Below are 25182 nucleotides of genomic sequence, written 5' to 3'. Positions count from 1 at the left end.
CGAAATAGCACGCCATATCAGAGGGTTTTATCGCGGAGAACGGCTTCCCTCCCTCTCCGCCACTACACGCATGAAATCCGGCGGCTCGGCGATTTCTCGCTAGCCCGTCAGGCATGTGGCCAATCCTGGCGATTTGCTTTCGCCATCGCACGGTCGACCATGTGGTTGGTCTTGTCTTCGGTCAAAATTTGGCTTTGCCGGTTGGCCGGCCTGTTTCTTTGTCGGGCGACGTGCCACGTCCTTGCGCAACCCGTGCGAGGAGCAATGAGGCCGATCGGGTCCTGATCGAAAATGTGTCGCTGACTCGCCATTCGCCGATGCGGCAGATCGCCAGCGAATAGCCAGCAGTCTATCGGATTCTGCCAAGCTATATGCTTGGGCGAACGATGTCCTGACGAGCATTGTTCTATATGGTTCGGGTTGACTGCGAACTGTTTTGGTCGGAACTGATCTTCATCATTTTCATAACCAAATATCACGCATGAATGCGTGCTAATGTTCGGTGTCTTGTAATATTGCCAAAATATTTAAGCAATAATTATATGATTTATACGCGCATTTTGATTTTGATCCATAGATAATATTATGATAAAAATGATTTAGATCGAAGCGATCGAGAATTTTAAACGGGTCGTGCCCGTTTTTCATTTATATATGCTGCATAATGTTACGGCTTGTGTTCGGAAATACCCAGAACACAACCAAGCCAGCATAGAATTATTTCCATATTGCTTCGGAACCGATGCGGCATGTTGCACGATTAGCTGCGGACCATGCGGGTTCGACTAGGTTCGGACACCCAAGCCCATGCACGACTTCCATCAGGAAGTCTTGCACAAGCATTGAGCCAAATCCTGTCTGGTCGGATTTGGGCGGCGCTTCGATAGAAGCGTCGCCGCCATCGATGTGTAGACAAGTCGGAGAGACGTAATGGCAACGGCAATCGTCCCTCCCGGCACCGCCCGAAGCTCGCGCGGCACGACGCCGACCGGTACGCTCGATGCGCTCAACTTCTTTCTCGCCGATGTGCGCGACGGACTGGGTCCGTATCTGGCGATCTATCTGCTGGTGGTGCGCGGGCCGTCGCATGGCTGGAACGAGGCGACGGTCGGGCTGGTCCTGACCATCGCCGGGATCGTCGGGCTGTTGTCGCAGACGCCGGCAGGCGGGCTGATCGACCGGGCGAAGAACAAGCCGCGCATCGTCATCGCCGCCGCGCTGCTGGTGACGGCGAGCAGCCTGTCGCTGCCGATCGTCTCCGGCTTCACGATGGTGACGATCACCCAGTCGATCGCGGCGGCGGCGGGTGCGGTGTTCGCCCCCGCCATCTCGGCGATCACGCTGGGACTGGTTGGGCCCAAGCTGTTCGCCAAGCGCGTCGGTCGCAACGAAGCGTTCAACCATGCCGGCAACGCGGTGTCGGCCGGGCTGGCAGGCGTGCTTGCCTGGTCGTTCGGACCGGTCGTCGTCTTCTGGCTGATGGCGGCGCTGACCGTCGCCAGCGTCGTGGTGTCGGCGCGGCTGAACAACGACGACATCGACAACGCCGTCGCGCGTGGCCTCGACTGCGAACCCGAGGAGGGGTGCGAGGAGCCGAGCGGGTGGAAGACGCTGCTCGAAAACCGCCCGCTGATGATCTTCGCGCTCGCCGCCTTCACCTTTCACCTCGCCAATGCGGCGATGCTGACGTCGGTCAGCCAGTTGCTAGGGCGCACCGTCGGTACCGACAAGGCGACGTCGCTGACCGCCGCGTGCATCGTCGCCGCGCAACTGGTGATGGTGCCGGTCGCGATCGTCGTCGGCCGCAACACCGAACGCTGGGGCACCAAGCCGATGTTCCTCGTCGCGTTCGGTTTCCTCGCGATCCGGGGCGCGCTCTACACCGTATCGAACGACCCGTGGTGGCTGGTCGGGGTGCAGGCGCTCGACGGGATCGGCGCCGGCATCTTCGGCGCGCTGTTCCCGGTGATCGTCGCCGATCTGACCAAGGGGTCGGGCCGGTTCAATGTCAGCCAGGGGGTGGTGTCGAGCGTCTTCGGGCTTGGCGCGGCATTGTCGGCGACGCTCGCCGGATCGATTATCGTGTGGGCGGGATATAGCGCCGGCTTCCTGACGCTGGCCGGGATCGCCGCCGTCGGCTTCGTACTGTACCTGATCGCGATGCCGGAAACGCACAAATGACCCGGCCGGCGGTGCTGAGCTGGGTCCATATCGGCGACCTGCATATGGACGAGGCGGGCGGCTGGGAAAGCCGCGACCGGCTGGCGGCGATCGTCGCCGAGATCAACGACCACGTCGGTGACGGCGTGGATTTCGTCTACCTGCCCGGCGACAACGCAAACCATGCCACCGCCGAACAATATCGCGTGATAACCGATACGCTGGCGTCGCTGCGCCTGCCGTACCGCGTGATCCCCGGCGACCATGATTACGAAACGGGCGATCTCGCACGGTATGAGGCGGCCTTTCCGGCAGAAAACCGGCCAGAGGTGGAAGTGGTCGCCGGTCATCGCTGCATCTTCCTCGACATCGTGTCCGCCGGCGCGGGCGGGCCCGACTTCCGCCTGACCATGCACCACCGCAACCGCTTGCGGGCCGAACTGGCGCGGGCGGAGGCGGCGGGGCAGGTGCCGGTGGTGTTCATGCACGCCTATCCCGGCGATCTTGCGGCGGATGGCGAGGAGATCGCCCGTATCCTCGCCGATGCCCGTGTCGCGTTCGTCGATACCGGCCATACCCATTATAACGAACTGCTGAACGACTGCCGCGTCGTCTATGGCGCGACCCGGTCGACCGGCGAGATCGAGGAAGGCGACGGCCGGCCCGGCTTCTCGATCGTAACGCTCCACGACCGCGTGCCGAGTTGGCGGTTCAAGGAGACGGGTGGCACCTGGCCGTTCGTGCAGATCGTCGCCCCCGCCGACATCCGGCTGGTAACGCGCCCCGCCGATCCGACGCAGGTGCCGCGCCCCGGCACGGTCAACATCGTCGCCAGGCTGTTCGGCGATACCGGTGGCCCGGTGCTGCTGTCGGTCGACGGCGGCTCCGACACGCCGATGGTCGCGGCCGGCGAAGGCGGGCTATGGTCGGCGGCGGTCGAACTGGCGGCCGGCGCGCACCGGATCGCCGTGACCGCCGGCGACGACCGCGACGTGATCGGGATATTGGTGCGCGGCGAGGCCGATATTCCCCGGCGCGGTGCGCCGATCGCTCCCGGCCGCGACCTCCACACCATCGGTGCATGGCCCGACCATGGCATCATGGGCACGCAACTCGGCCCCAACAAGAACGGACGACACTGGTGATCCTCGCGACCGGGGCGACCTGGGGAATCTGTGCGGCCGCGACCGCGGCGGTGATCGCGCGGCCGTTCCGCTGGCCCGAAGCGGTCTGGGCGCTGGCCGGTGCCGCGCTGCTGCTGATCCTCGGCCTCCTGCCGGTGTCGGCGGCGCTAGGGGCGGTGGCGAAGGGCGGCGACGTCTATCTGTTCCTGATCGGCATGATGCTGCTGAGCGAGGTCGCGCGCGCCGAAGGACTGTTCGACTGGGTGGCGGCGACCGCCGCGATCCATGCGCGCGGATCGCCCACCCGGCTGTTCGCGCTGGTCTATGTCACCGGCATCGTCACCACCACCTTCCTGTCGAACGACGCGACCGCCGTCGTGCTGACCCCGGCGGTCTATGCCGCCGCGAAGAAGGCGAAGGCCGATCCGTTGCCGCTGCTGTTCGCCTGCGCGCTGATCGCCAATGCCGCCAGCTTCGTCCTGCCGATCTCCAATCCCGCCAACCTCGTGCTGTATGGCGGCAAGATGCCGCCGCTCGGGCAATGGTTCGCGTCGTTCGCTCTGCCGTCGCTGGCAGCGATCGGGGTGACGTTCCTCGTCCTGCGCTGGCTGGAGCGCGACCGGCTAGCAGGGACGTGCATCAGCACCGTCGAGCGCGCGCCGCTGACGCCGGGCGGCAAGGCCGCGTTCGTCGGGATCGTCGCCACGGCGGCGGTGTTGCTGGTAGTGTCGGCGCTCGACATCGAACTGGGGCTGCCGACCGCGATCGCCGGGATCGCAACGACGCTGGTCGTCTGCGCCATCGCCCACTCGTCGCCGGTCACGTTGCTGCGCGACGTGTCGTGGAGCGTGCTGCCGCTCGTAGCCGGGCTGTTCATATTGGTCGAGGCACTCGACCTGACCGGAGTGATCGGACAGGTCGCGGCGGCGCTGCGCGCGGCCTCGTCCGATCCGGTCCGGGCAGCGGCGGTGTCGGGCACGATCCTCGCCTTCGCGTCCAACCTGATGAACAACCTGCCCGCCGGGCTGGTCGCCAGTACCGCCGTGGCACAGGCACAGCCGCCGCGGCTGGTGGTCGATGCGCTGCTGATCGGCGTCGATCTCGGCCCCAATCTGTCGATCACCGGCAGTCTGGCGACGATCCTGTGGTTGCAGGCGATCCGCCGCGAGGGGCAGGACGTCGGCTTCTGGCGTTTCCTGAAGGTCGGCGCCGTCGCGATGCCGCTGGCGCTGGTGGCGGCGCTCGGCACGCGGATCGGGCTGGGCTGACGCGACTACCCGTCAGCGTGCCGGAGCGGCGCGAGTTGCCGGCAAACGGCCGTGTTTCCCGATCGCTTCGGTTTGTGCGGAATTACTGTCAGACGCCGGCCGGGTTCGGTCCGATCGACCCGCACGGTCGTGGCGTCAGGCTTCCGCTGCTGCCGAGTGACGAACCCCGCTGCCTCATGCTGGCTGCGTTCCTCAGGGAACGACGGGGCAGGGGTCGATCACGAGCATCAGGCGACGGCCGCCGGTCGCCGCGATCGGTGGCGACCGGTGCAGGACGCTCGGCGGGTCGAGCAGCAACCGGCCCTTGAACACTCCGACCGACCCGGTCGCGACATCGCGGACCGCCTCCGGTTCGTCGGCGTCGCACCACTGCGTCCCCGGACCGGCATAGGTACATAACAGCCGCAGCGTGACGTAATCGGCGTGAAACCGGCGGCAGGCGTCGGTGTCGATCACGTCGAGCCGGACCCGCAGCCGGTCCTCGCCGGTCAGCGCGGCATGACGGGCGACGAGCATCGCAATGTCCCGCCCCAGCACATCCGCGAGCATGTCGCCATAGCCGGCTGCCCGCAGGTCGCCGTCGACCGCATCGCCCGCGCGGCAATCGAGCCGGACGTCGTCGATCGTCGCATAGTCGAGCCCGTCGAGCGCATCGCGGAGCGCCGGGTCGAGTCCGCGCGACCAGAGCACGAGCGCGACTTCCGGCCGGGCGATCGCATCGAGCGCGGCGGCATCGGTGCCGGCGACGACCTGCCGGGGCAGCGTCGTCACCGTCATGCCGCCAGCTCCGGCTGCGGCTGGCCCCATTGCGGGAACGGGTCGGCAAGGTCCCGCCAGCGTTCGGGGGCGAAGCCGTCCGCCGCGACCAGACAGGTGTCGAGGCGATCGCGAATGCGTCCCTCATCCATGTCGATACCGATGAACACCAGTTCCTGCCGGCGATCCCCCCAGAGGCCATCCCAGTGGCGGGCGACGAACTCCTCGAACCGGCCGTCGTCGGGCCAGTGGTGTTTGGGGAGGGCCGCCCACCATTTGCCCATGCGCGACGTCGTCGTCTGGCTGCCCGCCACTGCCAGTTCACCAACCCAGTCGGGGCGGGTCGCCAGCCAGAAATGCCCCTTGGCCCGCACGACATGGTCGAGCCCGCCATCGGTCAGGAAGCGGTGGAACTTCGCCGGATCGAACGGGCGACGCGCGCGATAGACGAAGCTCTCGATGCCATATTCCTCGGTTTCCGGCTGATGCTGCGCATAGCCATAGAGTTCCTTGGCCCACAGCGGGTGGCGCGACGCCGCCTCCTCGTCGAACCGGCCGGTCGCCAGCACCTGGTCGAGGTCGACCCGGCCATGGTCGGCGGCAACGATCAGCGCATCGGCGTTGAGGCTGGCGACCAGCTTCTTCACGATCGCCAGTTGGTCGGGGGAAACCGACGATGCCTTGTTGACCACGACGACATCGGCGAACTCGATCTGTTCGACCAGCAGCCCGACGAGGCTGCGATCATCCTCGTCGCCCATCGCCGCACCGCGCTGGGCAAGGAAATCCTGGCTCGAATAATCGGCGAGCAGGTTCACCGCGTCGACCACCGTCACCATCGTGTCGAGCCGGGCGACGTCGCCGAGCGACACATCCTCCTCGTCGCGGAACGAGAAGGTCGTGGCTACCGGCAACGGTTCGGAAACGCCGGTGCTTTCGATCACCAGATAGTCGAACCGTCCCGCCTCGGCCAATGCGCGCACCTCGGCCAGCAGGTCGTCGCGCAGCGTGCAGCAGATGCAGCCGTTGGTCATCTCGACCAGCGCCTCCTCGGACCGCGACAGCGCCGCCTCGCCGCCGCGGACGAGGTCGGCGTCGATGTTCACCTCGCTCATGTCGTTGACGATCACCGCCACCCGCCGTCCCTCGCGATTGGCGAGGATGTGGTTGAGCAACGTCGTCTTGCCCGCCCCCAGAAAGCCCGACAATACGGTAACGGGAAGGCGGCGGTCCACGGCGGCAGAGATACCCATAGCGATAGTCCAAATAGTAATGTTACAACATTACATATCGAATCGATCGGCCGCTGTCCACGCCGACGATCGCCTCCCGGGTTCAATCGCGGTGGGGTACGACGTCCCGATATACCGCGCGATAGGCGGCCGCCTGCCGGTCCAGCCCATGGCCCGCAACCCGCTGGCGCGCCGCATCGCCGAGGCCGCGTCGCAGGTCGGACGAGGTCGCCAGTCGTTCGATCGCCTCCGCCAGCGCGCGCGGGCTGCGGCGGGTGACGAGCAGGCCGGCATCGCCGACCAGCGCGGGGATGCCACCCACCGCCGACGCGACGATGGGCAGGCCGGCGGCCATCGCCTCGATCAATGCCACCGGCGTACCTTCATGATCGGACGGCAGCACGAAGCCGTCGAGCCGGCCGAGAAACCCCGCGACATCATCGACCGCGCCGAGCAGCGTGACGTCGAGCCCCGCGCCTGCCTCACGGATCGCGTCGCCGGTTGGGCCATCGCCGGCGATCAGCAACCGGTAGCGTTGACCCTTCCGGTTGAGCAGGCGCAACGCGGCGATCAGGTCGCCGTGCCGCTTGACCGGGTGGAGCCGGGCGGCGATGCCGAGCGTGAAGCCGCCGTCGCCGACCCGCTGCACGTCGGCGAAGCGAGGAAGATCGATCCCCGGCGCAATCACGCTGATCGGACGCCCGGCCCAGCGAAAGCGGCGGGCGAGATCGTCTGAAACGGCGGTGATCGCGGCGCTGCGGCGAAGCCCGGTCGCGATCGCTGGAAGCCAGCGCCAGCCGCTGCCCAGCGCGACATGCAGCGTCGTGACGACCGGCACGGCAAGCCTTGGCAACAGCGCGGCGGTGACATGGCCGTGTGCATGGACGACGTCGATCCGCTCCGCGGCGATCGTTTCGTGCAGCGACCGGGCGAAGGTCGCGGACCGGCGATCAAGCGCGACGACCGAGGCCTCCGGTTCGACAACCGCGCCGGTCGCCGCGTCGAAGGTGACGATGACCGGCATCACCCCGTGGCGCGGCGCGGTGCGACAAAGATCGGCCACGATCCGCTCCCGCCCGCCCACCGCCATATGCGGCAGGACGTGCGCGACGCGGATCACGTTCGCGCGAGCCGATCGGCCGCGTCGCGGCGGTATTTGCGGAACGACGGGGCGTGCTTCTCGACCCGTGCGCCCGCCTCGCAATGGCAATTGGGGCAGTTGAGCTGGAACGCATCGCGTGCCGCGCGATGATGTTCGGGGGTGTAGAGAATGTCCGCCAGCCGCTTCTCGTGCAGATTGCCGAGCGGGAAGGTGACGTAGCAGAGCATCACCGATCCGTCGGCGCCGACCCACAACAGCTTGCGGGCATCGCACGGGATGCGCATCCCCTGCTGCTCCATCGCCCAGTCGGCGAACGCGGCGATCGCCGGGGCGGACTCGGTCAGCAGGTCGGGCTCGGCCGCCTTCAGTTTCAGCAGATGGTCGATGACGCGGTCGATCGCCGGCTTGTCCTCCGGGCGAAACTGCAACTCGCGCTCCGGCCCCTCCTGAAAATAGGGCAGCGAATAATGGACGACGTCGACATGCACTTTGGCCTGAAACCGCCGGGCAAAGGCGATCATGTCGTCGACCGCCTGAAGGTTCGCGGAACGCCGGCTGAGCAGGAAGTTGATCTGAATATCGAGCTCGTCCGGCCCGAACATCGCGCGGGTGTTTTCGAGGCTCTCGACGAACCGGGCGTAGCGGCCCGGCCGCTGGACATACTCGTCGAACGCACCATCCTGCCCGTAATAGCCGATCGTCACCTTGCGCAGTCCCGCGGCGTGAAGGTCGGCGATCTTGCGGTCGAGGATCAGGGCGTTGGTCGTCATATAGCAGCCGACGCCCAGCCGGTTGGCGGTTTCGACCATCCGCACCACGTCGGGATGGAGCAGCGGCTCGCCGCCATAGAGCCGCACCGCCGGCACCCTGGCGGCGGCGGCGTCTTCGAGCAGCTTCTCGACGATCTCGAACGGCAGTTGCGCGCCGGGCATGAAGTCGCGCCCGTATTTGCACCCCTGACACCGCAAATTGCAGTGCGCGGTGATGGCGATCGTGATCTTTTCGGTGTTGGCGCGAATGGTTTGCGGCCAATAGGCGGCGACCGATGATCGCATCCGTTCGGACACGCGATACCCCGCCTTCAACGTCGGTGCGGTCGCGGGAAGGGCTTTGGCCAGCGAACGTGCAAGCGTCTCGATCGTCATCGTCGGAACCTCCAGTATTGGCGACGGTATACGGTCGGAAGGTTGACGGTATCTTGCCTCGTCGGCCATGGCGGCGGCGCATTATCGACGGACAGGCGCGTTACCGCGACGCCTTCCATGATTTCCTCGAACCGGACAGCCATCATGCCCAGCATTCTTCCCGGCAGACGGACGTTACTCGGCTGCGTCGCGGCGGCCGCATTGTGTCAGGTCGCGCCGGCCCCGGCGACCGGCGGGCAACGTGCCGGCGGCGTGCCCGGCGCGCTGACGACATGGCTCGAACGGCCGGCGGCCGAACGGACGATCGATGTGCCGGTCCTCGCGCGCCCGCTCGACCGGGGGGCGGCGGCACGGGCGTTGTCGCTGCTCTCGGCGGCGCGGTTGCGGACCGTCGCCGAGGCAGGGCGCGCGGGGATCGATGCCAAGGCGATCACGCTGGATGGCCGGACGCTGCGCTGGGAAAGCCGGACCTTCGGCAACGCGCCCGCCGGCAGCCGCAGCCTGTGGATTTCGCTCCATGGCGGCGGCAATGCCCCGGCGGCGGTCAACGACCAGCAATGGCGCAACCAGATTCGCCTCTACGAACCGGCGGAGGGCATCTACTTGGCGCCGCGCGCGCCGACCGATACGTGGAACCTGTGGCATGAGCCGCATATCGATCCGCTGTTCCAGCGGCTGATCGACTATCAGGTCGCGGTCAACGGCGTCGATCCCGACAGGGTGTATCTGCTGGGCTATTCGGCCGGGGGCGACGGGGTGTGGCAGCTCGCGCCGCGCATGGCGGACCGCTTCGCCGCAGCGGCGACGATGGCGGGCCATCCCAACGAGGCGCGGCTCGAACCGGTGCGCAACCTGCCGTTCGCGATCTTCATGGGCGGGGCCGATGCCGCCTATGACCGCAACCGGATCGCCGCCGAGAAGAGCGCCGAGCTTGCAGCACTGCACCGTGCCGATCCGGGTGGCTATGTCGGGCTGTCGCGCATCTATCCCGGATTGCCGCACTGGATGAACCGCAAGGACGCCGAGGCGCTGCCGTGGATGGCGCAGTTCCGCCGCGACCCTTGGCCCAAGCGCATCGTGTGGGTGCAGGACGATGTGACGAGCGACCGCTTCTACTGGTTGCAGATTCCGCAGGGTGCCAAGGTCGCCGCCGGGGACCGGATCGTCGCCACCGTCACCGGACAGACCATTGCGCTGACCGGCGCGGTCCCGGCGGGAACGACGCTGCGCCTGTCCGACCGGCTGCTCGATCTCGACCGGCCGGTCACGGTGACGATCGATGGCCGCCGCGTGTTTCACGGGCGGGTGCCGCGCACCGCGCGGGCGATGTGGCTGTCGCTGCTCGATCGTGCCGATCCGGCGAGTGCCGCCAGTGCGCTGCTGCCGCTGAAATAACGAAAAGGCCCGCCGCGAACCAGTCGCGGCGGGCCTGGGCATCGTCGCGATCATTGGTCTGGCGGCGGATCGATCGACAGGACGAGGCGGGGGCCGTCGTTGGCGGCGATCGGCGGCGAGCGATGGAGGACCTCGGGCGGGTTCAGCAGCGCCCGGCCCTTGAACACGCCGACCGCGCCGGTCGGTACCTCGCAGATCGCATCCTGCCCGTCGACGCAGCACCACTCCGTGCCGGGGCCGACATAGGTGCAGTTCAGGCCCAGCGTGCCGCAGCCGGCCTGAAAGCGACTGCCCGCATCGGTTTCGATCACGTCGAGCCGAACCCGCAACCGATCCTCGCCGGTCAGCGCGGCGTGCCGCCGGACCAGCAGGTCGATATCGGCCGCGAGAAGGGCAAGCGCACTTCCGGCATAGCCGACCGCGCGGAGGGCGGGACCGACCGATCGGTCCGCGTCGACCTCGACCGACAGATCACCGACGCCCGGCAGGTCGAGCGTTGCGAGTGCAGCCCGCAACGGCTCGGGCAGGTGCCGCCACCAGATCGCCAGTGCCGCGCCGGGCCGGGCGATGCGATCGAGCGATGCCCGGTCGCCGCCGATCGCGATCAGCCGTTCGAGGCGGGCGAGTGACACCCTGCTTCCCCGCGCTGCCCCGCCGATCCGATCAGGGCTGATACGGCAGCGATGACTGGTGAAGGACGATCCGCACCTTGCCATCGCCGCATTCCTTGAACACGAAGCTCTTGTTCACGAAGATGTGGCTGTCGTCGGCGCCGATGAAGTGGACGTTGCACTGCACGATGGCGATGTCGCCGTGCAGGACATAATCGAGCTTGTTGTACCACACCTTGACCCATGGTTTGAGCTTGAACCCCTTGTCATCGGGGAACTCGGGATCGCCACCGACGAAATAGGATAGCGCACCAGCCTTTGTCGGGCGGAAGGTCTGCGCACCATGGGTCAGGGTCGGCTTGAACAGCACCTTGCCCGCATCATAGTCGTAATTGTCGCTCAATACCTGGGTCGCGAACGCATGGACGTCGCCACCCTCGCTATGGACCTTGCCGACCGCGACGACATTGTCGCACCACGTCTGCAACGTCACATGTACCATCTGATCCGTAAACATCCCGTTCGCCTCTTCCTGCATGATCTTTGGACCAGCAACAGGTAGAGGATATAATATTACACTGTATTGGCGAAGTGTGAATAATCGTTTCCGGCACGGGGAAGGCGCGGACCGTGTCGACCCGTCCCGTGCCAGCCCGGCCGGTCAGCGCTTCGGCGGCTCAAACAACCGGCGCAGGAACACCGTCTCGACCTCGCGGCGCAGGTCGTTGTTCGGTTTCTTCTGGAAGCCGTGCCCTTCGTCGGCGAACAGCACGTACCATGCCTCGTTGCCCTTGGCGCGCAGGCTGGCGACGACCTGATCCGATTCGGATTGCGGCACGCGCGGATCGTTGGCGCCCTGCATCACCAGCATCGGTTTGGTGATCCGCCCGACATTGGCGACCGGCGAGATCCGCGTCAGCACCGCGTGCATCGCGGGCACGCGCTCGTCGCCATATTCGGCGCGGCGATTGTCGCGGCGATAGGCTTCGGTGTTCTGGAGGAAGGTGATCCAGTTGCTGATGCCGTACCGCTCGACCCCGCCGACCAGCCGGTCGGAATAATGCGTCATGACCGCAAGGCTCATATAGCCGCCATAGGACTGGCCATAGACCGCGACCCGCTTCGCATCGAGGCCCGGCTGGCGCGCGATCCAGTCGAGCAGCGCGCCAATGTCCCTGACCGAATCCTCGCGCTTCTCGGCATTGTCGAGATTCAGATAGCGCCGGCCATAGCCGTCGCTGCCGCGAACATTGGGCAGGATGACCGTCGCTTTGAGCACATCGGCGAAATATTGCGCGCCATAGTTCCAGCCGGGGCGGGTCTGCGCTTCCGGACCGCCGTGGATGTCGATGATGACCGGGGTGCGCGTGCCGGGGGCCACGTCCTTCGGGCGATAGACGAACGCCGGGACCGACAGCCCGTCGAACGAGGAGAAGCGGATCAGCTCGGGCTCGACCAGTTTCGCGGGGTCGAGATCGCCCAGTTCCGACATCGTCCAGCGGGTCAGTGTGCCATTGGCCACGCCCCAGCTCCACACGTCGCCCGCCGAGGTCGCCGACGTCAGCCCGATCGCGAGGTTGCTGCCATCGCCCGAAAAGCGCAGCGCGGTCAGCACGCCCTGCGGCAGTTTCGGCTGCGGCAATGCGCGACGGGTGATGCGGTCCTGCACCACCACCCGCGACAGCCCGTCCTCGTTCACCGAATAGGCAAGCACCCGGCTATCGTCGGTCAGGTCATAACTTTCGACGTCCCATTTGAGGCCGGGAGTCAGCACCGTCCGCTTGCCGGTTGCCAGATCGATCTCGACCAGTTGCCGCGTGTCGCTGCCCGCATCCGAAATGGCGATGAGCCGCTTGCCGTCGGGCAGGTAGCGCGGATCCTGATAGAGCGCCGGCGGGGCATCGGCGGCGATGCGGCGCGCCTTGCCGGTGGCGATGTCCAGTTCGAACAACTGGTCCTCGCGGTTCGACAGGCTGCGCACGAAGATCAGTCGCGTCTTGTCGGCGGCGATCGCCGCCGGCGCGACCGCCCCGTCCGCGCGATACAGCACACGCGCCGCGCTGCCGCCCTTCGAATCGGCGGCGAGGATCGAATAGGCGGCGCTGCCCTTGGTCGCCTGCGACCATGCCAGCAGCGTGCCGTCCTTGCTGAACACTGGATTCTCGTTGCGCGTCCCCGCCTCGGTCAGTTGCCGCGCCGGCCCGGTTAGGCCGCGTGCATAGAGCTGGAACCATTCGTCGCCACCGGTGTCGCGGGTCAGCACGAAACGGTCGGTGCCGGGGATCACCATGGCCCCCGCCACCGGTTCGGCCCCGAAGGTCAACTGGGTGCGGACCCCGCCCGGCCGCGCGACGTGATGGAGTTGTTGGGTCGAACCGAAGCGGGTGGCGATCAGCATCGACCCGTCGGGCAACCAGTCCTCGAACTGCGCGGCGCGGCTGTTCTGATAGCGCTGGACCGCCTCGCGCACGTCGCTTGGAATGTCGGGCACGCCCGACAGGGTGGCGCTGCCCACCTGCCGCTGCGGGACGGTCTGGGCGGAGACGCCTGCGGTAAGGGCCAGCAGGCTGATCGAAAGCGCGATGGGTTTCAGCATGGCGCGATCATCGGACAGCACCGGTGATGGCGTCAAGCGGCCCGCACACGCGGCGTGGCGTCGAGGCGCATGGATCGACTATAGCCCTGCCATGGTTCGCGTATTCTTCCGCTTCTGCACGGCGTTGCTGACGCTCACGGCATCGCCCGCCCTGGCCCAGCAGGGCGGGTTCGACCTGACAGGCCCGCAACTGACGATCACCGTCGGCCGGGGCGACGCCACGCTGCCGCTGACCGCCGTGCCGTCGCTCAAGCCCGGCGACCGGCTGGTCGCGCGGGCGGAACTGCCGGCGGACCAGTCGGCGCGCTATCTGATGGTCGTCGCCTTCCTGCGCGGCGCAACCAATCCGCCGCCCAAACAATGGTTCTTCCGCGCCGAGACGTGGAAGCCCAAACGCAACACACTGACCCTGAGCGTGCCCGAAGGCGCCGAACAGGCGATCGTGCTGATGGTGCCCGATGCCGGCGGCGGCTTCGACGCGGTGCGCGATGCCGTACGCGGTAGGCCCGGCATCTTCGTGCGGGCGGCGCAGGATCTCTATCAGGCGTCGCTCGACCGGGCACGGCTCGACACCTTCGTCGGGGTGGTCGGGTCGATCGGCGAGCGTGCTCCCGAACGGCTGGCAGCGGTCGCGCCGGTGCTGGCCGACGCGCTGCGGATCAAGCTGAATGCGGAATGCCTGACGCGGCAGCGGGCGTTGCAGGCGGCGTGTCTGATGCAGGATCGCAGCGCGACGATCCTTCAGGCCGGGCGGGGCACCAGCTTCACCGAAACGCTGACCGGCGCGCCGGTGAACCTCGCCTATGGCGTTGCCGCGACGCGCGAGGGCGGGGCGGGGTTCTACAGCCCCTATATCGGCCTCGCGCGTGATCTGGCGCGGTTGTTCGGCGCGTTTCAGAGCGCACAATATCAATATCTCCCCGCGCTGACGACGGGTAGCGGCGATCGGATGACGCTGCAACTGAACGCTGCGCCGTCGTTCCAGAATCCGCGATCGGTGCTGGTGGCACCGCTGCCGCCGATCGGCCCGGCGATGCCGCCGCTGTTCCGGGCCGGTGCGACCGCCCCGGTCTGCCTGACCCGGCCCGATGCGGTGCTGACGCTCGACGATGCGTCGTTGCTATTCGCGACCGATTACGCCCAGGATCTGACGCTGCGGATCACCACCACCAACGGCCAAAGCGTCGACGTGCCGATGGTACGCGACGTCGAACGTGGCGGCGTTCGCGCCACATCGGGAATGCCGGCGATCGCCGGGCCGGTCACGGGCGGCGTGCTGCAAGGGCGCTGGGGCTTCGATCGCTTCACCGGGCCGCGCCTTGCGGTGCAGGCCGATGCCGCCGGTACGTGGCACGCCGAGCCCGACGCCTCGGTGGTCGTCGGTCGCGAATCGCCGCTGACGTTGCGTGGCGGAGCATCGGCGTGTGTCGCCGGCCTCGCGATCGTCGCGGGCGACGACACGATCCTGCCGGTCGAGTGGAAGGCCACCGCACCCGACGAACTGCGCGCGACGTTGCCGCTGGGCAAGGTCCGGCCGGGTCCGCTGACGCTCAGGATCGCGCGCTATGGCGTGGCCGATCCGGCCGCGCTCGCCCTGACCGGCCGGGTCGAGGCGAGCCGGCTCGACCGCTTCACGATTCATGCCGGCGACCGCGAAGGAGTGTTGACCGGGCAACGGTTGGATCAGGTCCAGTCGCTCGACTTCGCCGGGCGGCGCTTCGTGGCGGGTGTGTTGACGCGCGGCGCGAAAGGCGACCGGCTGGTCCTGCAAGCCGATGGCGCGATCGAGGCCGGTGATAAGGCGACGAGCGCGAAGGTGCGGCTGCGCGACGAGCGAACCGCCGGCGTCGACGCGACGCTCGCCCCGCCGCGTCCGTCGCTCGCCGTCATTGGCCGGGACGTGACGGTTCGGCCGGTGGCGGGAACGCTGCCGCTGCGGCTGCCCGACGGGATCGTGCCGGTCGATGCGACGCTGCGCTTCTCGCTGCGGGTCGACGGCGGCGTGACCGGCGATGACACGATCGAGATCGCCGGCGCGGAGGGAAGGACCGTATCGCTCGATTTCGCGTCGGGCGGGGTACAGCGGATCGGCAGTGACGTCGTCGTTGCGTCGATCGTGCCGCAGGCGTTGCTCGGGCCGGACGCGGCGGGGCCGCTCAGGGTCCGGGTCCGGCGCAGGGAGGCGGCGGGGGACTGGCGGCCGTTGGCGCAGGTCGTCCGGCTGCCGGCAATCACCGGCGTAACCTGTGGCGCGACCGGCGGGTGCGTGCTGAGCGGACGCGACCTGTTCGTGATCGCGGCGGCGGGCGATCCGTCGGACCCGCAGCGGATGACGATGGTGCCGGCCGGGTTCGTCGGATCGTCGATCACGCTGCCGGCGCAGTCGGGACGGACGGTCGCGCTGCGACTGCATGACGCGCTCGACACGCCGGTAGAGCTCGAACGGCCTGCCGGCAGCTAACCGACGGCCCCGCCAAGACAGGCGTCGAGCCGGTCGGCGGTGCCGGCGGGAACATGCAGGCCGAGCTTGCTGCGGCGGTAGAGGATGTCCTCGGCCGTCCGCGCCCATTCGCTGCGGACGAGGTAATCGACTTCGGCGCGATATAGCCCGCCGCCGAAATCCTGCCCGAGATCGTCCAGCGTCCGCGCCTGCCCCAGCAGCCGGTCGACCCGCGACCCATAGGCACGCGCGAGGCGGCGCAGCAGCGGTTCGGGCAGCGCTGGATAACGATCGATGACCCCTGCCACAAATCGATCGAAGTCCGCGAAATCGCCGCCGGGCAGCGCGCTCGCTCCGGTCCATGGTCCGCCCGCGTCACGAAAGAACGGCGCCAGATCGCGCATCGCCTGTTCGGCGAGACGGCGATAGGTGGTGATCTTGCCACCGAACACGCTGAGCAGCGGTGCGTCGACACCCTCGGACCCGGCATCGAGATCGAGCACATAATCGCGCGTGACCGCCGAGGCATTGGCGGCATGGTCTTCGTAGAGCGGACGGATGCCGGCATAGCTCCATACGATGTCGCCTTCCGCCACGGTCCGCGCGAAATAGCGGTTGATGGTGCCCAGCAGATAGCGGGTTTCCTCCGCGCCGATCGCCGCCTTTGCCGGGGCACCCGCCCATGGCAGGTCGGTCGTGCCGATCAGGGTGAAGCGCCCTTCATAGGGCATCGCGAAGACGATCCGGCGATCGTCGTTCTGGAGCATGAACGCATGGTCGCCGTCGTAGAGGCGCGGCACGACGATATGGCTGCCCTTGACCAGCCTGACGCCACGATCGGCACGCGCGCCACCGATGCGGCCGATCACGTCGGCGACCCAGGGTCCGGCGGCATTAACCAGCGCCGTGGCGCGGACGATCCGCGCGCCGCCGTCGGACCGCAGCGTCGCGACCCAGCCGTCGCCCTCGCGCTGCGCATCGATCAGCGTCGTGCGGGTGGCGATCGTCGCCCCCCGTTCGGCGGCGTCGAGCGCGTTGAGCACGACCAGGCGGCTGTCCTCGACCCAGCAATCGGCATAGACGAACGCCTTGCCGCGCCGCTCGCGCAAGCCATTGCCTAGCGCCGAACGGTCGAGCCGCACGGTGCGTGTCGCCGGCAGCGTTTTCCGCCCGCCGAGGTGATCGTAGAGGAACAGCCCCAGCCGGACCATCCACGCCGCCCGCGGACTGTGCGTCTGCGGCAGGACGAACGACAATGGCCAGATGATGTGCGGGGCAATGGCCAACAGTCGCTCGCGCTCGATCAATGCCTCGCGCACCAGCCGGATCTCGCCATATTCGAGGTAGCGCAGGCCGCCATGGATCAGCTTGGTCGAGGCGGACGAGGTATGCGCCGCCAGATCGTCCTGCTCGACCAGCAGCACCGACAGGCCGCGCCCGGCGGCATCGCGCGCGATACCGGTGCCGTTGATCCCACCGCCGACCACCAGCAGGTCGAAGCGTTCGGTATCGTCCTGCTCCATCGTGGTCCTTGACCCCCTGCCGCGCCGGTGATCGAACGAAACGACCGCCCGGCGCGTTCCGGCGGGTGAAGGGAGAGCGCAGGTGGCGTCGCATCTATTGGTCGTCGATCAGGGGACCACCTCGACCCGCAGCATCCTGTTCGATGCGGCGGCCCGCCGCATCGCCATCGCGCAAACCGAATTCACGCAACATTATCCCGCACCCGGCAGGGTCGAACATGATCCGGAGGAAATTTGGCGCGACGTGGTGGCGACCGCGCGCGAGGCGATCGCGACCGGCGGGGTGCCGGTGGCATCGATCGCCGCGATCGGCATCACCAACCAGCGCGAGACGGCGGTGGTGTGGGACCGCGCGACCGGTGTGCCGATCCACCGCGCGATCGTGTGGCAGGACCGGCGCGGGACCCCGCAATGCCAGCAGCTTCGGGCCGACGGTGCCGAGGACATGATCCGCGAGCGCACCGGACTGATCGTCGACCCCTATTTTTCCGCCACCAAGATCGCGTGGCTGCTCGATCATGTGCCGGGCGCGCGGGCGCGGGCCGAGCGCGGCGAACTGGCGTTCGGGACGATCGACAGTTTCCTGCTGTGGCGGCTGACCGGTGGCAGGTCCCACGCGACCGATGCGACCAACGCCAGCCGGACGATGTTGTTCGACATCCACCGCCAGTGCTGGGACGAGGAATTGTGCCGGCTGCTGCGCGTGCCGATGGCGCTGCTGCCCAAGGTTCACGACAATGCGCATGGGTTCGGCACGACCATGCCCGACCTGTTCGGCCGCGCCATCCCGGTCGCCGGCATGGCGGGCGATCAGCATGCCGCGCTGTTCGGGCAGGCCTGTGTCGACAAGGGCATGGCCAAGGCGACCTATGGCACCGGCTGTTTCATGCTGCTCAACACCGGCGACACGGCGGTCGCGTCACGCCACCGGTTGCTGACCACCCCGGCCTATCGGCTGGGTGGCCGGACCACCTATGCGCTGGAAGGATCGATCTTCATCGCCGGCGCGGCGATCAAATGGCTGCGCGATGGCCTTGGCGTCATCACCCACGCCAGCCAGACCGACGATCTGGCGACGCAGGTGCCCGACAGCCACGGCGTCTATATGGTCCCGGCGTTCGTCGGGATGGGCGCGCCCTATTGGGCGCCGGACGCGCGTGGCGCGATCTTCGGCCTGACGCTCGGCGCGACCGCCGCGCACCTTGCCCGGGCGGCGCTTGAATCGGTCGCCTATCAGACGATGGATCTGACACAGGCGATGGTGGCCGATGGCGGTGGGCAGCCGGCGAAGCTGCGGGTGGACGGCGGCATGGCGGCGAACGACTGGCTGTGCCGCTTCCTCGCCAACATGATCGGCGTGCCGGTCGAACGCCCGGCCGATCTGGAGACGACCGCGCGCGGGGCGGCGTTCTTCGCGGGGCTGGCGACCGGCGTCTGGTCGGGACTCGGTGACATTCGGGCGTTGTGGGCGCGCGAACATTGCTTCGACTCGGCGATGAGTGCGGACGAGCGCGCGCCACTCGTCGCCGGGTGGCGCGACGCGGTGCGCCGCACGCTTGGTTAGCTGGTCTGCGGCAGCGCGGCCAGTTCGCCGCTCTCCCGGCCCTTGCGGCCATAGAACAGCTCGAACAGCGGACTGGCCATCATCGTCGTCACGATCGCCATCAGCACCAGCATCGAGAACAGCGTCGGGCCGATGATGCCCTTTTGCAGCCCGATGTTGATGATGATGAGTTCCATCAGCCCGCGCGAGTTCATCAGCGCGCCGATGCCGAGCGCTGTGCGATTGTCCTCGCCCGACAGGCGCGCGGCGAGATAGCAGGCACCGCCCTTCGCCAGAATCGACGCGACGAGGATGCCGAACGCGATCAGCAGCAGCCCCGGCGAATTGACCATGTCCATCCGCGTGTTCAGCCCCGAATAGGTGAAGAACATCGGCAGCAGCAGCACGACGGTCAGCGGTTCGAGCTTGCGGCGGATTTCCTCGGTCAGCAATCCGCGCGGCATGACGGCGCCGAGGATGAACCCGCCGAAGATCGCATGGATGCCCACCACGTCCATCAGGAACGCCGAGACGCAGAAGGCGATCATCACCAGCGCGAACACCGGCGTGCGCAACTCCCCGTCGCGCTCGACCATGCGGGCGAGCGGGGCGAGCAGCCGTGGTCCGGCCAGCAATACGAACAGCGCCCATGCCAGCCCGCCGCCGATCGCGAGGATCGCGACGCCCGCACCGCCGCCGAACGTCGCCAGCACGATCGCCAGCACGCACCACGACACCGCATCGTCGAACGCCCCGGCGGTCAGCGACAGCGTGCCGAGCGCGCTGTCGGCAAGACCGCGTTCGTTGATGATCCGCGCGAGCATCGGAAAGGCGGTGAGCGCGATGCACGCGCCGAGGAACAGCGTGGCGTTCGACTGGCTGATGCCCGGCGTGAACAGGTCGGGCACGCCCAGCAGCATCGGCGTGATGAGGACCGCGATGCCGAACGGCGCGACGATTCCGGCCAGCGACACGAACGACGCGCTGCGTGCCTTCGACTTGAAATGGTCGAGCCGCAGCGTCGTGCCGACGAGGAACATGTACAGACCGACACCCAGTTGCGCGCCGGCATACAGGACGTTCTTCGTTTCCTTCGGAAAGATCGCCGCCTGAAGATCGGGCGAGAACAGCCCCAGCAGCGAGGGGCCGAGCACGACCCCGGCGATCATCTCGCCGACCACCTGCGGCTGCGCCAGCAGCTTCTTGCCGAGCCAGCCGACGACGCGGCAGGCGATCAGGATGACCGCGAGTTGCAGGAAGAAGTGGACGCTGAAATCGCCCGGCGCATAGCTTTGCGCGGTGGCGGGCGTCGCCGGCCCATGCGCCGATAACAGTCCCGATGCCGTGCGTCCAAGGCTGTCCAGCCAGTCGTCCATTCCCGTTCCTCCCCCATGACGGCCGATCGTCTGCGGACCGGATCGGGCGCTTACACGCACAGGACGCGATCGATGCAATAGGCCGTTCGGACCGCCGCCGATGATTTTCGCCGACGGGTGGGCGATCGTTGTACTGGTGCTACAAGATAGGTACGTACCTACATATCTTGTGATCGATGCGGGGCATTTCGCCATGAAACTGCTGTCCAGCCGGGCGTTCAATCAGGACGTCAGCCATGCCAAGCGACTCGCGCAGGACGGCCCGGTGGTCGTCACCGATCGCGGGCGACCGACGCACGTGCTGGTCGGCATCGACCTGTTCCGGCACCTGTCGGGGCAGGGCGACGGCATCGTCGAGGTATTGGCGATCGACGAGCCGGTCACGACCGATCCCGACTGGCGGGCGATCCGGGGACGGGTGCCATGATCCTGCTCGACACCGATGTGCTGTGGGAATTGCGCCATGGTAGCAGTGGCCGGGGCGATGCGACGGTCGCGGCATGGGCGGCGGGGCAATCGCGCGGCAATTTGTTCGTGTCGGCGCTGGCGCTGGCCGAACTGGGGGCGGGGGCACGATCAATCGAACGCGCGGACAAGGCGGGCGCGGCGGCGATGCAGCGCTGGGCAGACGGGGCGGTGCGGCGCGCGTTCGACGGGCGCATCCTGCCGGTCGATACCGGCGTGGCGATGCGGGCGGCGACGCTCGGCTATGCCAACATGGTCGACGGCCTGATCGCCGCCACCGCGCTCGAACAGGGGCTGACGCTGGCGACCAGCAATCCGGCGGCGTTTCGGATGGGCAAGGTGCGGACGGTCAATCCGTGGCGCTACACGCCCGCGCCGGGCGAGTTGCCCGCCGACGACGGCGACTGGCGACAGGCATCGCGCGGGCGCGCGACATGGCTCAGGAACCTGTTCGCGCGGGGATAGCCGGCAGTCCGCGCAATCCGTCGACCAGCACGCGATGCGGCGGCAGGTCGCGCACGGCATGGTCGCCATAGCTGCGGATGCGGGCGAACAGCCGCTGCGCCTCGGCGTGCTGCGCCGCCCCGCCCGGCGGCGGCACCGTCGCGAAGCCCATGCCGTACAGGATATATTGATAGTTGAAGAAGGCGAAGGTTTCGGTGTCGACCGGAAAGTCGAACCGGCTGGGCGGGCGATGCCGCCACTGGTCGAGCAGGTCGGTCAGCCGGGGCGACCAACTGGCGGGATCGGCATTGTCGCGCCAGAACGGCTCGGTCCGGTCGCTCAGGCAATAGTGCAGCTTCAGAAAATCGACGATCCCGGCGAAGCGCGCCGCCATCACCGCATTGAACCGCCCGGCCGGGGCATCGACCGGCCCGGCATGCGGCAACAGTTCGGCGATCATCGCCGCCGCCGCCTCGATCAGCACGACGCCGGTCGATTCCAGCGGTTCGAGGAACCCGGCCGACAGGCCGACCGCGACGCAATTGCCGACCCATTGTCGCGGACGCCAGCCGGCGTCGAACGTCAACCGGCGTGGCGTGACCCCGTCCGCCGCCGGCCCCAGATAGGCGCGCAACAGGTCAGCGGCGCGATCGTCGTCGATATAGCGGCTGGCATAGACGCAGCCGATGCCGCGCGCGCCCGACAGGCCGATGTCCCAGATCCAGCCTGCCTCGTGCGCGGTCGCGATCGTCGTGCTCTCGATCGGGGCGTCGGGATCGGCGCAGGGCAGCTTGCAGGTCAGCGCCCGGTCGGTGAACAACTGGTCGGCGACCGACCGGAACGCGGCACCGGGCAACTGGCCGATCAGTTCGGCGCGAAAGCCGGTGCAGTCGACGAACAGGTCGGCGTGGAGCGGTCCGGCATCGGTATCGATCCGCTCGATCGTGCCGTCGTCGTTCTGGACGACCTGCGCGATCCGCCCCTCGACATGGGCGACGCCCGATGCGCGGGCGCGATCGGCGAGGACGCCGGCCAGCCGCACCGCGTCGAAGTGATAGGCATAGGCGAGCGGGCCGTCGAAATCCTCGTCGCCGGGCTGTTTGGGCGCGCGGTTGGCGGCGGCCACCGGATGCTGGATCGTCACCGCCTGCGCGAACGGCGGGCGGGTCGCGGGATCGGCGCGCAGCCAGTGCGCGACCAGCCGGTCGGCGGGGAAGGGCGGCTCGAACGGATGATAATAGCGATGCGGCACCGGTCCGCCGCGCCGCCAGCCGTCGAAGCGCACGCCCTGTTTGAACGTCGCCCCGGCGGCGGTGACGAACTGCGCCTCGTCGATGCCGAGGAAGCGCAGCGTCTCACGGATCGTCGGGAAGGTGCCTTCGCCGACGCCGATGATGCCGATCCCCGGCGATTCGAGCAGGGTGATCCGCACCGAACTGCCCAGCGCCCGCGCCAGATAGGCGGCGGTCAGCCAGCCGGCGGTGCCGCCACCGACGATCGCGATGCGTCTCTCTGCGCCCATGCCGTGCGGTCTAGCGCAAAGTCCGGCTCAACGCACGGGCCGGAAATCGAGATCGGCGTCGCGGGCATAGGCGTCCCACGCCGCCGCCGAGCGGAAGCCACCGACACCGCGACTCCACGCCGATCCGGCATGATAGACGAACGGCTGTCCCGGCCGGACGCGCAACAGGATCAGGTAATTGTCGGCATCCTGACCGACGCCGACGACCGCCGCCGGATCGACGCGGATCGCAAGGCCCATCGTCCCGTGCCCGGGATGCTCCGGCCCCCACAGCGTCATCAATCCTCGCGCGCGATCGACGCTCAGCGTCGGGCCATCGCCACTGGCCTTCTTCGACAAGCCGATGCCGACTGTCAGCGGCTCGGACGAACCGGAGCGGAGGACCGACTGCATCCGCGTGAAATGCGTCCCCATCGGCAGGGTGAAGCGCCGCGTCTCCCACACCCGCCGGCCGGTATCGACCGGCCACGGGGCATAATCGACCTCGAACTGCGCGACGGTGCCGCCGGTCCTGAGGATGCGGTGCGCGATGAAGTTGCGCGATGTCCACAGCTTGTTGTCGAACCAGATGCCGAGGCCACCCATCCCGCGACTGCCACCGACATTGTAGAAGTCGATTCCCTCGCCATGAAAGCCATGCTGGTCGCCGGTGCGAAGCTGGCGATCCATGAACGGCCGCGTGACGTTCTTGCCCCACGCATCGATGCCCGATCCCGATGGCGGCTCGACCGCTTCGAGTGCATGGCCATAGATGCGATGCGCGGTGCGATCATTCTCCCACAACAGGTCGTCGTGGCGATAGTCGGCCAGCACCACCCGCGCGCCCGGCAGGCGATCGGCGGCGGGCGGTTCGCGCAGCGGGCTGACGATCGGCGGCAGCGGCACGTCCTGCGCCGGCCCGGTCGCGGTGGTCAGCAGTCCGAGGGCGGCGATCCAGCCGTGGCGCATGTCCGATTCTCTCCGCCATTCCGGCCGTCCTGCCGGCAGGATAGGGCAACCGACCGGCAAAGTCATCGAACGGTGTCGGCCCGCTCGCCGCTCAGGGCAGGACAAGCCGCAGCGTCGTCGGCTCGGGAATGTCCGCCGTCGGCCGGTCGCGGTTCGGCGGGCGGGTCGGCCATGCGATCGCCACGCCGTCGCTCTCGACGGTGTTCAGCGTCATGCCCGGCGGCGTCGCGATCAGCGGCGCAAGCGTGTCGGCCAGTGTCGTGCCGGGGCGCTCACCCCGTCGGGCGAGCGTCGCCTCGTCGACGATCAGGTCGATCGGCGCGCCGTCGCGCCGGACCCGGACGCGCAGCATGCCCGGCGCATCGGCCACCGCGCCCTCGACGAACAGCCGGCTGACGAGCGACCCGCCGCCGCCGAAGTCCCAGCGGAACCCCGCCCAGTCGCTCGCCTGTGCGATGTGCCAGCGGCGTCCCTCCCACCGCGCGAGGAAGATTTGCGTCGATCCGTCGGCGACGAACTTGTGATAGGTGATGATCGGCCGACCCTGCCGGTCGAAGCCGATGACGCTGTTGTTGTTTATCATGCCGCCGCGCACCGGCACCGGATCGACGATCTCTGCTGCCTTCAGCGTGATCGGCAGCGGCAGCGGCGTGCCATCGGCCCGGGTCCAGTGGACCAGATCGCGGCTGACCGCATAGGACAGGTCGTGGTTGGTCGCGGCGTCGGGCGTATCGCGCCACACCCATGCCACGTGAAAGCGTCCGTCCGGCCCCGGCGTGGGTCCCACGAAATAGGCGTTGCTCCGCCCCTCGCCATCGACGAGCGGCGTGGCGAGCAGCGCGCTCCATCGTCCGGTGGCGGGGTCGTAGCGGTTGTAGATCTCGTTGCCGTTGCCGCTGCCCCCGTCGCGATATTTGAAGATCAGCCCGCCCGCGCCGTCGCGCAGGAAGACGGGATAGGTCATCCGCCGTTCGCGCGGTCCATCGACCATCGTCGCCACGCCCACGAAGCTGCGCGGATCGCCCGCGCGCATGGTACGGAAATAGACCAGCGGATCATTGTGCAGATTGGCGACGACATGGATCTGCCCGGCGGAATCCACCGCCGCCGCGATATAATTGTGACTATCCCACCCGGTCCAGCTCGCCAGCCGGTGATAGACCCAGCTCGCGCCATCGCCGCGCGCGCGGGTCGCGACGGTCAGTTGCCGGTTGGCATCATAATAGGCGACGACGATCCGCCGTTCGGTCGTGACCAGCGCGAAGCGGCTGTAATGGCCCGCCCATACCCGGTCGATCGCTTCGATACGCGGCAAGGCTGGCCGTGCCGCCGACGACGAGGCCAGCATCAGCGTGGCGAACAGCAGGCGGGCGATCGGCATCGGTGACATCCGTTGGAACAGGCGTGACCACCGGTATCCCACCACCGGGATGCTGCACAGGGGCGGTAGTGCGGCAAGTCGGGACGGCACCCTTGGTGCGAGCGGTGCGCTGCTGGATCGTTTCGATCTCGAATCCCAAGCGTATCGACAG

Annotated in this window: 20 protein-coding genes; 8 read left to right on the top strand and 12 right to left on the bottom strand. The window is 67.9% G+C overall.

Annotation, left to right across the window (positions count from 1 at the left end; all coding sequences use genetic code 11):
* Positions 1-930 precede the first annotated feature (930 nt).
* Genes ASE78_RS11675 through ASE78_RS11665 form a run of 3 tightly spaced genes read left to right on the top strand, consistent with a single transcriptional unit; the run spans position 931 to position 4552 of the window.
* Positions 931-2181 carry an MFS transporter gene (locus ASE78_RS11675; RefSeq protein ID WP_056497273.1) on the top strand — a complete coding sequence of 417 codons (1251 nt, stop codon included), beginning with the start codon at positions 931-933 and terminating at the stop codon, positions 2179-2181.
* Positions 2178-3305: a metallophosphoesterase family protein gene (locus ASE78_RS11670; RefSeq protein ID WP_056497270.1), complete on the top strand. Its 1128-nt coding sequence runs from the start codon at positions 2178-2180 to the stop codon at positions 3303-3305. Before ASE78_RS11675 ends, ASE78_RS11670 begins: the two co-directional genes overlap by 4 nt.
* On the top strand, positions 3302-4552 hold the full coding sequence (locus tag ASE78_RS11665; protein WP_056497266.1) for an arsenic transporter: 1251 nt from the start codon (positions 3302-3304) through the stop codon (positions 4550-4552). The genes ASE78_RS11670 and ASE78_RS11665 overlap by 4 nt, the downstream gene beginning before the upstream one ends.
* Before the next feature lie 192 nt (positions 4553-4744).
* Here ASE78_RS11665 and ASE78_RS11660 read toward each other — a convergent pair whose 3' ends face one another.
* The 4 genes from ASE78_RS11660 to ASE78_RS11645 form a co-directional block, all read right to left on the bottom strand.
* On the bottom strand, positions 4745-5329 hold the full coding sequence (locus ASE78_RS11660; RefSeq protein ID WP_056497262.1) for a DUF1826 domain-containing protein: 585 nt from the start codon (positions 5327-5329) through the stop codon (positions 4745-4747).
* Entirely contained in the window at positions 5326-6561 is a 1236-nt protein-coding gene (locus ASE78_RS11655; RefSeq protein WP_056497259.1) for a GTP-binding protein, read from the bottom strand. Before ASE78_RS11655 ends, ASE78_RS11660 begins: the two co-directional genes overlap by 4 nt.
* Positions 6562-6643: 82 nt before the next feature.
* Positions 6644-7660 carry a glycosyltransferase gene (locus tag ASE78_RS11650; protein WP_056497257.1) on the bottom strand — a complete coding sequence of 339 codons (1017 nt, stop codon included), beginning with the start codon at positions 7658-7660 and terminating at the stop codon, positions 6644-6646.
* Positions 7657-8787 (bottom strand): radical SAM protein, encoded by a 1131-nt coding sequence (locus tag ASE78_RS11645; RefSeq protein WP_056497254.1) that lies wholly within the window; start codon positions 8785-8787, stop codon positions 7657-7659. Before ASE78_RS11645 ends, ASE78_RS11650 begins: the two co-directional genes overlap by 4 nt.
* 144 nt (positions 8788-8931) lie before the next feature.
* On the opposite strand from ASE78_RS11645, the gene ASE78_RS11640 reads away from it, so the two are divergent.
* Complete coding sequence (locus ASE78_RS11640; protein WP_156351480.1) at positions 8932-10182, top strand: dienelactone hydrolase family protein; 1251 nt, start codon at positions 8932-8934, stop codon at positions 10180-10182.
* A gap of 50 nt (positions 10183-10232) precedes the next feature.
* On the opposite strand, the gene ASE78_RS11635 is transcribed toward ASE78_RS11640, so the two are convergent.
* The 3 genes from ASE78_RS11635 to ASE78_RS11625 form a co-directional block, all read right to left on the bottom strand.
* Positions 10233-10814 (bottom strand): DUF1826 domain-containing protein, encoded by a 582-nt coding sequence (locus tag ASE78_RS11635; RefSeq protein WP_056497250.1) that lies wholly within the window; start codon positions 10812-10814, stop codon positions 10233-10235.
* Between the two features lie 31 nt (positions 10815-10845).
* Complete coding sequence (locus ASE78_RS11630) at positions 10846-11295, bottom strand: hypothetical protein (RefSeq protein WP_235515034.1); 450 nt, start codon at positions 11293-11295, stop codon at positions 10846-10848.
* A gap of 159 nt (positions 11296-11454) precedes the next feature.
* The gene (locus tag ASE78_RS11625) at positions 11455-13389 is read right to left on the bottom strand and encodes a prolyl oligopeptidase family serine peptidase (protein ID WP_056497326.1); all 1935 of its coding nucleotides are present in this window, start codon (positions 13387-13389) and stop codon (positions 11455-11457) included.
* A gap of 91 nt (positions 13390-13480) precedes the next feature.
* Here ASE78_RS11625 and ASE78_RS11620 point away from each other — a divergent pair, with 91 nt between their 5' ends.
* Positions 13481-15850: a hypothetical protein gene (locus tag ASE78_RS11620; RefSeq protein ID WP_056497247.1), complete on the top strand. Its 2370-nt coding sequence runs from the start codon at positions 13481-13483 to the stop codon at positions 15848-15850.
* Here the strand turns inward: ASE78_RS11620 and ASE78_RS11615 are convergent.
* Positions 15847-17352 carry a glycerol-3-phosphate dehydrogenase gene (locus ASE78_RS11615; RefSeq protein ID WP_056497244.1) on the bottom strand — a complete coding sequence of 502 codons (1506 nt, stop codon included), beginning with the start codon at positions 17350-17352 and terminating at the stop codon, positions 15847-15849. The genes ASE78_RS11620 and ASE78_RS11615 overlap by 4 nt on opposite strands.
* A gap of 82 nt (positions 17353-17434) precedes the next feature.
* Here ASE78_RS11615 and glpK point away from each other — a divergent pair, with 82 nt between their 5' ends.
* Positions 17435-18916: a glycerol kinase GlpK gene (glpK, locus tag ASE78_RS11610; protein ID WP_056497241.1), complete on the top strand. Its 1482-nt coding sequence runs from the start codon at positions 17435-17437 to the stop codon at positions 18914-18916.
* Here glpK and ASE78_RS11605 read toward each other — a convergent pair.
* Positions 18913-20271, bottom strand: a complete 1359-nt coding sequence (locus tag ASE78_RS11605) for a cation:proton antiporter (RefSeq protein ID WP_082467173.1) — start codon at positions 20269-20271, stop codon at positions 18913-18915. The two genes, glpK and ASE78_RS11605, sit on opposite strands and share 4 nt — an antisense overlap.
* 193 nt (positions 20272-20464) lie before the next feature.
* Between ASE78_RS11605 and ASE78_RS11600 the strand changes: the two genes are divergently transcribed.
* A complete protein-coding gene (locus tag ASE78_RS11600; RefSeq protein ID WP_055757160.1) occupies positions 20465-20698 on the top strand; it encodes a type II toxin-antitoxin system prevent-host-death family antitoxin in 234 nt (77 codons plus the stop codon).
* Complete coding sequence (locus tag ASE78_RS11595; protein ID WP_055755441.1) at positions 20695-21201, top strand: PIN domain-containing protein; 507 nt, start codon at positions 20695-20697, stop codon at positions 21199-21201. The genes ASE78_RS11600 and ASE78_RS11595 overlap by 4 nt, the downstream gene beginning before the upstream one ends.
* Here the strand turns inward: ASE78_RS11595 and ASE78_RS11590 are convergent.
* From ASE78_RS11590 to ASE78_RS11580, 3 genes are all read right to left on the bottom strand, one after another.
* Positions 21176-22702, bottom strand: a complete 1527-nt coding sequence (locus ASE78_RS11590) for a tryptophan halogenase family protein (RefSeq protein ID WP_056497238.1) — start codon at positions 22700-22702, stop codon at positions 21176-21178. The genes ASE78_RS11595 and ASE78_RS11590 overlap by 26 nt on opposite strands.
* Positions 22703-22729: 27 nt before the next feature.
* Positions 22730-23650, bottom strand: coding sequence for a DUF4861 family protein (locus ASE78_RS11585; RefSeq protein WP_056497236.1), 921 nt, complete (start codon positions 23648-23650; stop codon positions 22730-22732).
* 91 nt (positions 23651-23741) lie between these two features.
* A complete protein-coding gene (locus ASE78_RS11580; protein WP_200911043.1) occupies positions 23742-25031 on the bottom strand; it encodes a BNR repeat-containing protein in 1290 nt (429 codons plus the stop codon).
* Between the last annotated feature and the right edge of the window lie 151 nt (positions 25032-25182).

It is taken from the genome of Sphingomonas sp. Leaf25 (assembly GCF_001421635.1).
Taxonomy (GTDB): domain Bacteria; phylum Pseudomonadota; class Alphaproteobacteria; order Sphingomonadales; family Sphingomonadaceae; genus Sphingomonas.
Note: the sequence above shows the minus strand (reverse complement) of the source record. Positions and strands in the feature narration are given on the sequence as shown.